The organism is Acinetobacter sp. UC24323 (assembly GCF_024151445.1).
GTDB classification, from domain to species: Bacteria; Pseudomonadota; Gammaproteobacteria; order Pseudomonadales; family Moraxellaceae; genus Acinetobacter; species Acinetobacter baumannii.
In genome coordinates this window covers 25171-38904 of the sequence record NZ_JAHIBY010000011.1, presented here as the reverse complement: position 1 = coordinate 38904, position 13734 = coordinate 25171, and the positions used below count along the sequence as shown (strand labels likewise).

The window sequence follows — 13734 nt, the reverse complement described above, 5'->3', positions numbered from 1 at the left end:
TTCTCTTTACATTCAACAAGCCAGCACTTGAACCACAGACATCATATTTTCAGTACCACCTTTTTCTCGCACTCCCCTAATGGGCGCAACATCGAGATAGTCCCGACCAACAGCAAGATAAATATGATGCTTTGGTGTAAACAATTGATTGCTCACATCAAAACAATACCACTGATTATCTAAAAATACCTCCGCCCAAGCGTGACTGGCAAGGTGTGGAGAATTTTGATCAAATAGATAACCAGAGACATAACGTGCTGGTAATTGTAACGCACGGCACATAGCGATTAAAACATGTGCATGATCTTGACACACCCCCTGACCTGCCTGAAAGGCTTGCGTAGCCGTTGTATGAACAGATGTACTATCCGGTTGATATGGCATCTTTTGCAGAATATTTTCACTGAGCAAAGCAATATGTTGTCGATCTTTGACAGTTACAATTCTCTGGGCAAAATCCAACATTTCAGCATCATATTTAGTGGCCTCTGTACTTTGGAGAAATAGATTTATTGGTATAGATACATCTACTCCTCCTATTTCTGTATTTAGAAGCTCTACAATACCTTGTGCCATAAAAGTAAGGTGCTGATACTCATAACGCTGGCTAGCCGTTATCCAAATATTATTAAAAATATCTCTTTTGAGCGTCTTGTCACCAGGCACACTGATTGCCCAATTCATAACATGTTGATGCAGCGATGTTTGAGGCATCATCTTGATATACTGAATACTGTTTTTAGCAGTTTCAGTATAGTTATAATGCGTTTGATGATTAACCATCAATTTCATAATTATGCCTCGAACATATATTCCAACTGCTGGGTAAAATTATAATAAGCTTCCCAATTTGGATGATCTTTTAATAATTGCCATGGTTGAGTTAATTTATTCCACCCTAAGTCATTCAGCTGTTGAAGTAATTGTTCTAACTCCTGCAAGAGCTGTGTAAGGTCTTGCTGAAAACGTAGTTGTATATCAAATAATTCTATCTTTTGTCCTAAATGCAGAAATAACGCTATATCTTCATGTTCAGCATCAAGTATTTGATTACATTTCGCTAAAGCCTGCTTTAATGAATCAGGATGAGCTTGGACTCCCTTAATCGCATGATTTAATTCTGCATAGGCATTTGAAGATAATATTCCTCTTAACTCTTGAATATTATCTTTAGCAATAGCGAACTGATTCAGTAACGAATATGTTTGTTTCGTATCCAACATATAGCAATTCAGTAATTCTGCTTGATCAATGACTAGCCCAAATGCTGCTGCAAATTGGGCTGCTTTAGCATTATCTGTAAATGGCAAATGTGATACAGCAAATTGAATTCGCATTAAATAACGACCCAACCAATAAATGTGGTGCGCACTCGAATTGAGTAAAACCATAAATTTCCTCTTTAACCAACCATTAAGAATGTAGCGTTTCAACGACCCATGTATCTTTAATACCTCCTCCCTGTGAGGAATTAACGACTAAAGAACCTGCCTGCATGGCTACTCGTGTTAAACCTCCCGGCACAATTTCGGTCCGATAAGGAGAACTGAGTACAAACGGGCGTAGGTCGATGTGGCGCTCAGCCACCCCTGCTGTAGTTAAAGTCGGTGCAACCGATAAAGCCAATGTTGGCTGGGCAATATATTCATGCGGTGTAGCAAGCAGTTTTTGTCTAAATTCATCAATTTCACATGAGCTTGCTTTAGGACCAATTAACATGCCATATCCACCCGATCCTTGAGCTTCCTTAATGACCAATTGATCTAAATGAGCCAGTACATAGTCCAGATGTTCTTTCTCACGGCACTGGTAAGTAGGTACATTCTTCAAAATTGGTGTTTCACCCAAATAATATTGGATCATCTGATCAACATATGGATAAATCGATTTATCGTCAGCTACTCCAGTGCCGGGTGCATTAGCAATCACTACATTTTTTTGTAAATAAGCAGACATTAAACCTGCCACACCTAAAGCACTATCAGGTCTAAATGCAAGTGGATCTAAAAAATCATCATCTAAACGGCGATAAATCACATCAACCTTTTGACGGCCGCGAATCGTTTTTACAAATACTTGATCATTTTCTACAAATAAATCTCGATTGGTAACCAGTGGCACATCCATTTCACGTGCTAAAAAAGCGTGTTCATAATAAGCACTGTTAAAACGTCCTGGCGTTAAGACCACAATAAAAGGCTGATCAACTTCAGAGTTTTCTTGAAGTATTTCTTTTAATAAGCTTGGATAGTGTTCAATACCTTGCAGATTGTTAGCAGCGCAGAGCTCAGGCATGAGTTGCTGACTAATATTCCTGCATTCAATCATATAAGATACGCCCGATGGTGTTCTTAAATTATCTTCAAGTACAAAAAACTCGCCTTCACTATCACGAATAATATCTATTCCGCTAATTTGAGAATAAATTTTGCCTTTAAGCGTGTGTTTAAGCATATGGGGCTGAAAAGCCTCATGACAAATAATCTGACTTTCCGGAATTAATTGCTCTTTTAAAATATGTTGACCATGATAGATGTCATCTAAAAAATAATTAAGCGCTTTAACTCGCTGTGCGCAGCCAGCTGCGATTTTTTCCCACTGTTTTTTTTCAATAACCCTTGGAATGAGATCAAAAGGTATCGTTCTCTCCACTCCCTCCTTATCACCGTATACGTTAAATGTAATGCCGTGATAGAGAAAATGTTGCTTAGCCTCCGCATTTAATTGTTTCAACTCATCCAAAGTACGAATGCTCAGCCATTGTTCAATTTTTTTAGAGGCCACACCATTAGACGTCGCATCATCCAACATCTCATTAAAAAACTGCGATTTTAGTTGTTCAAATAGGTTCGACTGTACGGAAAGATTTTCTATAAACGAAGTTTGGTTAAGTAATGCGTTGGTCGCCTGTTCCTGTAAAAAATAATCAATATCGGCTTGTAGGTCTTTCTCTTGTTCTGACATAGCAACCTCGTCTTATCATTTATCTATATTTCATTTTTAAATAAGCAATTTCAGTGCCACTTATATATCTATAATGCTTATTGAGTATCATTGTTATAACTTTCTTCTAAATTTTAGCATTGATTGTAAAAGCTGCTATAAACCGAATCTGACAAACTTGCTAAATCTGTAAAGTTTTTTTATTGTGTTGACACCAAAGCAATTGGATATAGATGTATTACGCTTATGTCTGTAACAGAAAAAGAAACTTCAAATAGTTTATATCGCCAATGGCAGATTCTATCTCGCCTTCCTACCGGTAAATGGATCGGAACTCGAGAATTGCAAGAAATGCTTGAGCGTGAAGGTATTGAAATCAGTTTAAGGACTATTCAGCGTGATTTAAACCAAATTGCTCAGCGTTTTCCAATTGAAAGTAATAAAGCTGTACCTCAAGGCTGGCGTTGGCAATCAGATGCACCAATTCAAAGCTTACCGCATATGACAAGCTCTCAAGCTGTAACTTTTATGATGGTTGAGGAACATCTCAAACATTTACTTCCACCCAGTCTACTTGATGAGATGGGGCCTTGGTTCGATTTGGCAAAACGTAGTCTATCTACACAAAATAATGTAAGACAGTGGATTAATCGTGTCCGTATTGTGCCAGCAAGCCAACCTCTTATTCCACCTGTAGTGGACCGTGCCGCTCAGCAGGCAATTTATGAAGGTCTACTACAAGACAAACAGATTGAGTGTGTCTATCGGGCCCGTGTAAATCAAGGTGAAGATAAAACTTATATTTTAAATCCTCTTGCTTTGGTCCAAAAAGGTGCTGTGATTTACTTAATTTGTACTCGCCATGATAAAACTGAAGTACAAACATTTGCCTTGCATCGATTCAAATCCGCTAAAGTTTTAGAAAGTCGGGCTTTACACCCTGTCAATTTCGATATTGACCATTATATTGACTCAGGGGCTTTAGGTTTCAGAGTAGATTACAACCAACCCACTGAATCTATTCAGCTTACTTTAACCATGACCGAGCAAACTGCTAAAACTTTTTATGAAAGTCAGTTAAGTAAAGATCAGACCATTACCCCAATTGAAGAAAATATTGTCGAAGTTACGGCGACCGTTCCATTTACATCCCAACTCGTATGGTGGTTACGGAGTTTTGGTAAAAAACTGCTTCATATTGAGCCAGTTCAAGTACACAATGCTGTGCGAGAAATTGAGCCTGATAGCAAATAATCAGTAGATATAAAAAAGAGAACCATATGGTTCTCTTTAGATTTTGAATTGTAATTTTCTTAATTTTATATTGGCATTTATACTTTTATTTATTTTCAGATCAATGTGTTTTCCCCCACCAAAACTGATCTGCTTCTTCTTTTGCGCTATGTTGAACATGAGCATTGGCATGCCATTTCATATCCATTGTAGCGAATTGATTTCATTGTCATGTTTAAAGCCCTCTTGTTTGAACGTGAATTTAATATAACTTTCGCTTTAAAACTTGTGAAATAAGAAAAAAAGGATGCAAAATCTCTTTTGATGCTTAGGAAAATTCCATATATTTTTTGATCAGAAAATAAAAAAGCCCAGTCTTAACCGGGCTTTTTTACACGCTTAAATAATTAAGCCGTTTTTTTCGTCATATTATTTTTACGAATCGTGATCATTACAAGTTGAACAGCGGCTGGGGTAACACCAGGAATACGGCTCGCTTGAGCTAATGTTTCCGGACGAACTGTTTTCAACTTCTGAGTAATTTCGCGAGATAAGCCTGAAACGACGTCATAATCAAAATCAGCAGGAATTTTAGTTTCTTCAAGACGTTTTAATTGAGCCACATCTTCATGCTGACGGTTGATATAACCTTCGTATTTAACAGCAATTTCAATTTGCTCGCCGACCTGTTGTGAAACTTCAGAACCTGTAAGTTCCGCAATTTGAGCAAAATTAATATTAGGACGTTTAAGCAAATCAATCGCACTACATTCTTTACTTAAGTCAGCACCTGTCATTTCAACAAACTTTTTACCCATTGGGTTGTTAGGTGCCGCCCATAAATGTTGTAAACGAGATGTTTCGCGCTCAACTGCTTCCATTTTTTCGCAATAAGCCGCCCAACGAACATCATCAACCAAACCAAGCTCACGACCAATAGTTGTTAAACGTTGATCGGCATTATCTTCACGTAACATCAAACGATATTCCGCACGTGAAGTGAACATACGGTATGGCTCTTTCGTACCTAGGGTAATCAAGTCGTCAACCAATACACCCATATAAGCTTGGTCACGTTTAGGTGTCCATTCTTCTTGTTCCCATGCACGGCGTGCAGCATTCAAGCCTGCAAGTAAACCTTGGGCACCCGCTTCTTCATAACCGGTAGTACCATTAATTTGCCCTGCAAAATACAAGCCGTTAATTGCTTTGGTTTCTAGGGTAAATTTCAAAGCTTGCGGGTTGAAATAGTCATATTCGATTGCATAACCCGGACGTAAGATATGGGCATTTTCCATACCGCGAATCGAGCGCACAAGTTCAAACTGAACATCAAATGGTAATGAAGTCGAAATACCATTTGGATAAAGTTCATGTGTATCAAGGCCTTCTGGCTCTAAGAATACCTGATGCGAGTCTTTATCAAAGAAACGATGAATCTTATCTTCAATTGAAGGACAGTAACGTGGACCTACCCCTTCAATAACACCGGTATACATTGGTGAACGGTCTAAGCCACCACGAATAATGTCATGAGTTTTTTCGTTAGTATGCGTGATATAGCAGTTCACTTGTTCTGGGTGCATAGCCACATCACCCATGAACGACATTACCGGAGACGGGAAGTCGCCTGGTTGTGGTGTCATAACAGAAAAATCAACTGAACGTGCATCAATACGTGGAGGTGTACCTGTTTTTAAACGGCCTACCGGTAATTTCAACTCACGAAGACGCTGAGCAAGAGCAATAGAAGGAGGATCACCAGCACGACCGCCGCTTGATTTCTCTAAACCAACGTGAATAACACCGCCCAAGAATGTACCAGTAGTTAACACAACAGTTTTTGCATCAAAGCGGATACCCATTTGGGTCACAACACCCTTAACTGTATCGCCTTCAACAATCAGGTCATCAGCCGCTTGTTGGAAAATATCAAGATTTGCTTGATTTTCTAAGGTCTCACGAATCGCAGCTTTATAGCGAACACGGTCAGCCTGAGCACGCGTTGCACGTACTGCTGCACCTTTACGCGAGTTTAAAATACGGAATTGAATACCGCCTTTATCGGCAGCTAAAGCCATTGCACCGCCAAGCGCATCAATTTCACGAACTAAGTGTGACTTACCAATACCACCAATCGCTGGGTTACAGCTCATCTGACCCAAAGTCTCAATGTTATGGGTCAAAAGCAAAGTCTGTCGTCCCATACGCGCAGCAGCAAGCGCCGCTTCCGTACCTGCGTGACCGCCACCGATAACGATAACATCATAAACTTTAGGATAGTGCATGAGTACAAAAACACCAGAAAAAAAAGACGGAACATTATAGCAAAATTATCTGGTTATAGATGTACATAATTACAAAATTGTCGTGACATGATTTACGGTAAGCCACATGTTTTGACATTTTGTTTCATGAATTCAATACAAAGTGAATGTTTTTAAAACTTTTTCATTTTAGAATAAAAAACGTACAGCACTTCTATGACTTTAAAATTAACGCAACTAGAAGGAACACAAAATGAAAACGACCATGTTGAAAATCTTAACAGCATCTCTAATTTGTTTTTCAGGCGTCACTTTTACACACGCTGCTGACACGAGCAAAGCCGAAACTCAAAAACAAATTCGAGTGTGTGCAAAAAAACAGCAAGGTGAATGGGTTTCTTACAATCACAACGGTGTAACCTTTAATGGTACTTGCCAGCCGAACGAAAATGGCAAATTACAATTCAAGGCCCCTGCTCCTTAATACAGTTTTGACTTAAGATATAGAGAAATCGTTTTATATTCTTCTATATCACATCATCATTTTCAAAAAGCGGTCCATTAAAGATGGGCCGTTTTCTTTTTTAAACTACTCTAGTCGGCTACAATATGCCTTTAAATAAAATTTTAGGTCCTTTTCGTGAAGTGGTTACAAATACACATTACCGTTGATCAAGAACAAGTTGAATTCACAGAAACACTTTTAATGTCTCTAGGTGCGGTAAGCGTAACTTTGGATGATGCCGAAGATCAGGCTTTACTGGAACCATTACCAGGTGAAACACCACTCTGGAACAAAGTCATTGTTACTGGTATTTACCAACAAGACGAACAAGACCCAATTGATGTTGATACTTTAGAAGCTTTCTTAAAAGCACAACTTCCAGATGTGCCAATGCGTCATGAAGAACTTGAAGATCAAGTTTGGGAACGCGCATGGATGGATTATTATGAACCAATTCAGATTGGGGAAAAATTCTGGATTGTTCCTGAATGGTTAGAGCCACCAGAAGCAGATGCTACAAATATTAAGCTTGATCCAGGCCTTGCTTTTGGTACAGGTAATCATGCAAGTACTTTCTTATGCTTACAATGGTTAGGTAAAACTGATGTTAAAGATAAGATCGTGATTGATTATGGCTGTGGCTCAGGCATTTTAGGTGTTGCAGCTTTATTATTAGGCGCTAAGAAAGTCTATGCGACAGACATCGACCCACAAGCAGTTTTAGCAACTAAACAAAATGCAGAACTCAATGGTGTATTAGACCGTTTATATGTAGGTCTTCCTGAAGAGTTTGATCAAGAATTCAAACCTCAACAAGCAGATGTTTTAGTCGCAAATATTTTAGCGGGTCCTTTAATGGCACTTGCGCCAGAGTTTGCAAAATTACTTAAATCTGATGGTGACTTCGCACTTGCTGGTGTAATCGAAGAGCAAGTTGCTGATGTTTCAGGTGTTTATTCTGAATTTTTTGATATATTAGATGTCGAAAAGCGCGAAGAAAACTGGTGCCGCATTTCAGGAAAACGTAAAACAACAAATTGAGATGTTTTAACTCATGAATGAAAAACAAACCCGCTGCCCTAAGTGTCTAACAGTTTATAAAGTTTCTCTTACTCAGTTAACTGTTGCTCAGGGTATGGTTTGTTGCCCTAAATGTAATTTAAATTTTAATGCTCTGACTAATTTAGTAAATGTTGAGCAGCCGGAAACGGTAAACTCATCTGCTTTAGCTCATGGCTCTATGCAAACACGATATATGACCCATTCTCATGTGTTAGATATCTTTGATCAAAAAGTTGAAAACTCTAATATTGATCTTTTGACTTATTTGAATAATTTAAATTACTTCCATAATGAACCTATTAATGCTCTTCCTAATCTTAATTTGGCTGAGCAAGCAACCTCTCCTGAACAAGATAACGGTAAAAAGCATAGCTGGTTGTACTATACGCTTTGGAGTTCTGCAAATCTGATTCTGATTTTGGTTTTTACTTTTCAGATTCTTTGGTTTAACCCTAAACTCATGCAACAAAGCCCTGCGATTAGCCATGCCTTTAATTATGTTTGTCAAATATTGCATTGCAACAAGTCAGCTGAACAATATCAACTTCTTTATATAGAAAAGGTAAAGCTACGTAAAATTGGTACAGAGCATACTCAACTTTCAGGTGTTCTCATAAATCAGAATAATAAAAGTATTGAGTTGCCCAACCTAAAACTCAGCTTTGGCAAAGAAACCGATCAAGAAGAAATCATTTTTACCCCTCAACAATACTTGGTCGAAAATTTACGGGGTATTCAACGTATTCCGACCAATACACCTTTTAGATTCCAAGTTGAGCTAAATAAAAGCAAAAAAAGCCTAGTAAATTATCGATTAGAAATTGTCCACCCCTAATTTGTAAAAAAAGTGAAAAAAAATTAAAAAAAAATGCAGTTAATTTGCTCACTTTTTCCTAGACAATGGTATGATACGCGCCACGAAAGCTTTGACTCATATACTCCTCGCTCTCAATTCAAAAAATATACTGTTAAGCATGTGTGCTTTTCTACATTAAGCGCATAGCCTAACTTTTTTTGTTTTTGAGGGGGCTGTAACAAATATTTAATTATTGTTACGCTTATTTTTTACTCAATACGAAGAAATATGGCAAGCTAATTGTTCTTATGTTTTAGAGTCACTGTTTTAGGATCTAAAACAGGACTCCGTATTTTTAGACCACATTTATATACTACTTTACCCAAGCTAGTATTTGATTTTCGGATTAACTCGCATGAATAGCAAATCTCCTATTTTTACTGCACAATCTGATGTTGCTCTTCGCATCCACGTGGATCGCGCAGTTCGCCATTATTTTGCACAATTGCAAGGTGAGCAACCATCTCAGGTATATGACATGGTGCTAGCAGAAATGGAGAAACCTCTTTTATCTGTAGTTCTAGAATATACTCGTGGTAACCAAACACGTGCCGCAGAAATTCTTGGACTCAACCGTGGCACTTTACGTAAAAAGTTAAAAGCTCACGGTTTAATGAGTGAATAAATGATAAAATGCTCACGGCTTCGTGGGCATTTTTTTTGTGCTTCTAATTGGTTTTAATCCGTAGACTTGAAATTGTTGACTTGAACATCATGACTATTAAACGTGCTTTGATTTCTGTATCAGACAAAACAGGAATTGTCGAATTTGCTCAAAACCTTGCAGCTTTAGGGGTAGAATTATTATCTACAGGCGGCACATACAAGTTGCTTAAAGATAATAATATTGCTGTTGTTGAAGTATCTGAACATACCGGTTTCCCGGAAATGATGGATGGCCGTGTTAAAACACTACATCCAAAAATTCATGGCGGTATTTTGGCTCGTCGTGGTCTAGACGAAGCTGTTATGCAAGAGCACAACATCGATCCAATCGATTTAGTTGTCGTTAACCTTTACCCATTTGCGGCTACAGTAGCTAAACCTAACTGTTCTCTTGCTGATGCTATCGAAAATATCGACATCGGTGGTCCAACAATGGTACGTGCTGCTGCTAAGAACCATGCATCTGTCGGTATTGTGGTAAATGCTTCAGATTACGATACAGTTATTAGCGAATTAAAAGCTTCTGGTTCACTTTCTTACGAAACACGCTTCGATTTAGCGGTTAAAGCATTTGAACATACAGCTCAATATGACGGCATGATTGCTTCTTACTTAGGCGCTCGCGTTGGTAAGGCCGAAGGTGAAGCAGATTTATTCCCTCGTACGTTCAATACCCAATTAAACAAAGTACAAGATTTACGTTACGGCGAAAATCCACACCAATCTGCTGCTTTCTATGTTGAAGCAAATGCACAAGAAGCTTCTGTTTCTACTGCAAAACAATTACAAGGCAAAGAATTGTCTTATAACAACATTGCTGATACTGATGCTGCCCTTGAGTGCGTGAAATCATTTGCAAAACCAGCTTGTGTCATCGTAAAACATGCTAACCCTTGTGGTGTTGCCGTTTCTTTAGACGGTATTAAAGCTGCTTATGATTTAGCTTACGCAACAGATCCAGAATCTGCTTTCGGCGGTATTATTGCATTTAACCGTGAGTTAGATGTTGCTACTGCCCAAGCAATTGTAGACCGCCAATTCGTTGAAGTAATTATTGCTCCAAGTATTGCTGATGGTGTACTTGAAGTTACTGGCGCGAAGAAAAATGTTCGTGTTTTAGTATGTGGTGAATTACCTGCAATTGATGCACGTGCTCCACAACTTGACTATAAACGCGTTAACGGCGGTTTACTTGTTCAAGACCAAGACTTGGGCATGATTACTAAAGATGATCTTAAAGTTGTGACTAAACGTGCACCAACTGAACAAGAAATTGATGACCTTATTTTTGCATGGAAAGTTGCGAAATACGTAAAATCAAACGCTATTGTTTATGCGAAAAACCGTCAAACTATTGGTGTAGGTGCAGGTCAAATGAGCCGTGTTAACTCAGCACGTATCGCAGCAATTAAAGCTGAGCATGCTGGTCTGGTTGTTGAAGGCGCAGTTATGGCATCTGATGCATTCTTCCCGTTCCGTGACGGTATTGATAATGCAGCGAAAGCTGGCATTAAATGTATTATTCAACCGGGTGGTTCTATGCGTGATGAAGAAGTTATTGCAGCTGCTGATGAAGCTGGCATTGCAATGGTCTTCACTGGTATGCGCCATTTCCGCCACTAATTTAAATTTAGTCCTCCCTAACCCTCCTTTTATTCAGGAGGGTTTTCCACAATAATGGAACTATCTCTCCACCTTGAGAAATAGAGGGGGATGAAAAAGGATTAAAGTTAAGGAACAAATTAAAAATGAATATTTTAGTTTTAGGTAGTGGTGGGCGTGAGCATGCTTTAGCATGGAAAATCGCGCAAGATGCCAAAGTTACTCAAGTTTTCGTTGCACCTGGTAACGCAGGAACTGCAACAGAACCAAAATGCGTTAACGTTCAGCTCGATATTTTAGACAACCCTGCAATTATTGCTTTTGCTAAAGAAAATAATGTTGAACTGATTGTTGTTGGCCCAGAAGCGCCATTAGTAAATGGTGTTGTTGATGCTGCACGTGAAGCAGGCGTAAAAATTTGGGGACCTACTCAATATGCAGCACAGCTTGAAGGTTCAAAAGCATTTGCTAAGCACTTTTTAAAACGACACAACATTCCAACTGCTTTTTATGAAGTATTTACGGAAGTTGATGCAGCAAAAGCTTATGTTGAAAAAAATGGCGCACCAATTGTAATTAAAGCTGACGGTCTTGCGGCTGGTAAAGGCGTTATCGTTGCAATGACCAATGAAGAAGCTTTTGCAGCAATTGATGACATGCTTGCAGGCAACAAATTTGGTGATGCAGGCTCACGTGTTGTAATTGAACAGTTCCTTGCTGGTGAAGAAGCTTCTTTCATTTGTATGATTGACGGTAAAAACATTTTACCAATGGCAACTTCACAAGATCACAAACGTATTTTTGAAGGTGACCAAGGTCCTAACACAGGTGGTATGGGTGCCTACTCTCCTGCTCCAGTTGTGACTCCAGACGTTTTTGAGCGTGTAATGAATGAAATTATGCGCCCAACTGTTGATGGTATGGCTGCTGATGGACATGTTTATACTGGCTTCTTATATGCTGGTTTAATGATTGATGAACAAGGTCAACCACGCGTAATTGAGTTTAACTGCCGTTTCGGTGATCCGGAAACTCAGCCTATCATGATGCGTTTGAAGTCATCTCTTGTTGATTTGGTTGAAGCAGGTATCGCAGGTAACTTACCAAGCGAAGCAGAATGGGATGAGCGTAAGTCAATCGGTATTGTACTTGCAGCAGAAGGTTACCCAGACAGCGTGCGTAAAGGTGACGTTATCTCAGGTATCGGTCAATCACCAGAAGATACTAAAATCTTCCATGCAGGTACTGCTACTCGTGAAGACGGCCATATTGTTACTTCTGGCGGACGTGTGCTTTGCGTGACTGCTCTAGGTGACAGCGTTCTTGAAGCACAAATCAATGCTTTAGAAGTATGTGGGCAAGTAACCTTCACAGGTATGCAATACCGCAGTGACATCGGTTACCGTGCTATTGCTCGTGAAAAAGCTGAATAAAAATTTAAATAGTAAAAAAGCTCTCTTATGAGGGCTTTTTTATTTTGCTTATTCACTTATCACAAATATTCATATTAATCTTAATTTTTATTCAATTCTGATTAATAAGAACGAAACATGTCCACTATATTGAATATGTTTTTATTGTTATGATTGGTTAAACCGTTGGAACTTTCAACATCACCAATTTTCCCAGCTGAGAGCCAACCCGGATGGTTGGGATCTCTCATAATCAGGACTTTTTTTACATGAAAAAGCTGATCAGTCTTTTTTTAAGCGTGTCTGTAGTATTACTTGCAGCTTGCGGCAAACAGCAAAATGAACCACAAAATGGCAAAGACTCTGCTCAGTTACAAACTGTAGTCATTGCTTCAACTGGTTCTGACGCTGATATTTGGCGCTATATTGCAACTTTACCGGAAACTAAAGCTGCCGGTCTTAAACTTGAGGTAAAAAACTTCACAGATTATGTTGCAATGAATACAGCTACTGCAAACAAAGAAGTTGACCTAAATGCATTCCAATCTTATGCCTACCTTGTTGCATTTAATGCTTCAAATAAAGATAAGATTGCTCCTGTTGCTACAACTTATCTTGAACCAATGGGTATTTACTCGAGTAAATACAAAAAAGTTGATGAGTTCCCTCAAGGTGCAAGCATTGCTATTCCTAATGATGCAGCGAACGAAGCTCGTGCATTGTTATTGTTACAAAGCGCAGGTCTAATCAAGCTTAAAGCTGACTTTGATCCAGCGAAAGGCACTCCAAGCGATATTACTGACAACAGCAAAAAAATTGACATTAAACCAATTCAAATGGCAACTGCTGTTCGTGTAAAAGACGAAGTTGATGCAATTGTTTTAGGTAATACTTTAGCAATGGAAGGTGGTTTAAATGTGCTTAAAGATTCTATCTATTATGAGCCAGTTGACCAAAGTACAAAGCTGAATGTAAATATTCTTGCAACTGCTGAATCACGTAAAGATGACCCTGTTCTTCAGAAAGTTGGTCAGCTTTACCACACTGAAGCTGTTAAAAAATACGTTGAACAACACTTTGGTGGTACAAAAGTTGACGTGAATCAGCCAATCAGCTACCTCACGCAAGCTAAATAGTAATATAATAGCTGCAACGCGAAACAGGCAAAGACTCTTTGCCTGTTTTTTC

Annotated in this window: 12 protein-coding genes; 8 read left to right on the top strand and 4 right to left on the bottom strand. The window is 38.8% G+C overall.

Annotated elements, in window-relative coordinates:
- Positions 1-12: 12 nt before the first annotated feature.
- The 3 genes from KNQ97_RS14840 to KNQ97_RS14830 are packed head-to-tail and all read right to left on the bottom strand — an operon-like array spanning position 13 to position 2964.
- Entirely contained in the window at positions 13-792 is a 780-nt protein-coding gene (locus tag KNQ97_RS14840; protein WP_000772592.1) for a transglutaminase family protein, read from the bottom strand.
- Positions 793-794: 2 nt separating this feature from the next.
- Complete coding sequence (locus KNQ97_RS14835) at positions 795-1391, bottom strand: alpha-E domain-containing protein (RefSeq protein WP_199969881.1); 597 nt, start codon at positions 1389-1391, stop codon at positions 795-797.
- Between the two features lie 22 nt (positions 1392-1413).
- Positions 1414-2964: a circularly permuted type 2 ATP-grasp protein gene (locus KNQ97_RS14830; RefSeq protein WP_001295019.1), complete on the bottom strand. Its 1551-nt coding sequence runs from the start codon at positions 2962-2964 to the stop codon at positions 1414-1416.
- A gap of 225 nt (positions 2965-3189) precedes the next feature.
- Between KNQ97_RS14830 and KNQ97_RS14825 the strand changes: the two genes are divergently transcribed.
- Positions 3190-4197, top strand: a complete 1008-nt coding sequence (locus KNQ97_RS14825; protein WP_000117148.1) for a YafY family protein — start codon at positions 3190-3192, stop codon at positions 4195-4197.
- Between the two features lie 386 nt (positions 4198-4583).
- Here KNQ97_RS14825 and mnmG read toward each other — a convergent pair whose 3' ends face one another.
- Positions 4584-6464 (bottom strand): tRNA uridine-5-carboxymethylaminomethyl(34) synthesis enzyme MnmG, encoded by a 1881-nt coding sequence (mnmG, locus tag KNQ97_RS14820; RefSeq protein ID WP_253612405.1) that lies wholly within the window; start codon positions 6462-6464, stop codon positions 4584-4586.
- A gap of 232 nt (positions 6465-6696) precedes the next feature.
- Between mnmG and KNQ97_RS14815 the strand changes: the two genes are divergently transcribed.
- The 7 genes from KNQ97_RS14815 (at position 6697) to KNQ97_RS14785 (ending at position 13682) form a co-directional block, all read left to right on the top strand.
- Entirely contained in the window at positions 6697-6927 is a 231-nt protein-coding gene (locus KNQ97_RS14815; RefSeq protein WP_000859008.1) for a hypothetical protein, read from the top strand.
- A 156-nt stretch (positions 6928-7083) separates the two neighbouring features.
- The gene (prmA, locus tag KNQ97_RS14810) at positions 7084-7989 is read left to right on the top strand and encodes a 50S ribosomal protein L11 methyltransferase (RefSeq protein ID WP_000871703.1); all 906 of its coding nucleotides are present in this window, start codon (positions 7084-7086) and stop codon (positions 7987-7989) included.
- A gap of 13 nt (positions 7990-8002) precedes the next feature.
- Entirely contained in the window at positions 8003-8845 is an 843-nt protein-coding gene (locus tag KNQ97_RS14805) for a zinc-ribbon and DUF3426 domain-containing protein (RefSeq protein WP_001003277.1), read from the top strand.
- A 376-nt stretch (positions 8846-9221) separates the two neighbouring features.
- Positions 9222-9491 carry a DNA-binding transcriptional regulator Fis gene (gene fis / locus KNQ97_RS14800; RefSeq protein ID WP_001086304.1) on the top strand — a complete coding sequence of 90 codons (270 nt, stop codon included), beginning with the start codon at positions 9222-9224 and terminating at the stop codon, positions 9489-9491.
- A gap of 89 nt (positions 9492-9580) precedes the next feature.
- A complete protein-coding gene (purH, locus tag KNQ97_RS14795; protein ID WP_110981934.1) occupies positions 9581-11155 on the top strand; it encodes a bifunctional phosphoribosylaminoimidazolecarboxamide formyltransferase/IMP cyclohydrolase in 1575 nt (524 codons plus the stop codon).
- 125 nt (positions 11156-11280) lie between these two features.
- Positions 11281-12567: a phosphoribosylamine--glycine ligase gene (purD, locus tag KNQ97_RS14790; protein WP_001024112.1), complete on the top strand. Its 1287-nt coding sequence runs from the start codon at positions 11281-11283 to the stop codon at positions 12565-12567.
- Between the two features lie 248 nt (positions 12568-12815).
- Positions 12816-13682, top strand: coding sequence for a MetQ/NlpA family ABC transporter substrate-binding protein (locus KNQ97_RS14785; RefSeq protein ID WP_000733779.1), 867 nt, complete (start codon positions 12816-12818; stop codon positions 13680-13682).
- Positions 13683-13734: the final 52 nt, after the last annotated feature.

Excerpts from the sequence above, each read along its gene's own strand:
- KNQ97_RS14840 (WP_000772592.1), bottom strand. The coding sequence starts at position 792 with ATGAAATTGATGGTTAATCATCAAACGCATTATAACTATACTGAAACT.
- KNQ97_RS14835 (WP_199969881.1), bottom strand. The coding sequence starts at position 1,391 with ATGGTTTTACTCAATTCGAGTGCGCACCACATTTATTGGTTGGGTCGT.
- KNQ97_RS14830 (WP_001295019.1), bottom strand. The coding sequence starts at position 2,964 with ATGTCAGAACAAGAGAAAGACCTACAAGCCGATATTGATTATTTTTTA.
- KNQ97_RS14825 (WP_000117148.1), top strand. The coding sequence starts at position 3,190 with ATGTCTGTAACAGAAAAAGAAACTTCAAATAGTTTATATCGCCAATGG.
- mnmG (WP_253612405.1), bottom strand. The coding sequence starts at position 6,464 with ATGCACTATCCTAAAGTTTATGATGTTATCGTTATCGGTGGCGGTCAC.
- KNQ97_RS14815 (WP_000859008.1), top strand. The coding sequence starts at position 6,697 with ATGAAAACGACCATGTTGAAAATCTTAACAGCATCTCTAATTTGTTTT.
- KNQ97_RS14805 (WP_001003277.1), top strand. The coding sequence starts at position 8,003 with ATGAATGAAAAACAAACCCGCTGCCCTAAGTGTCTAACAGTTTATAAA.
- fis (WP_001086304.1), top strand. The coding sequence starts at position 9,222 with ATGAATAGCAAATCTCCTATTTTTACTGCACAATCTGATGTTGCTCTT.
- purH (WP_110981934.1), top strand. The coding sequence starts at position 9,581 with ATGACTATTAAACGTGCTTTGATTTCTGTATCAGACAAAACAGGAATT.
- purD (WP_001024112.1), top strand. The coding sequence starts at position 11,281 with ATGAATATTTTAGTTTTAGGTAGTGGTGGGCGTGAGCATGCTTTAGCA.
- KNQ97_RS14785 (WP_000733779.1), top strand. The coding sequence starts at position 12,816 with ATGAAAAAGCTGATCAGTCTTTTTTTAAGCGTGTCTGTAGTATTACTT.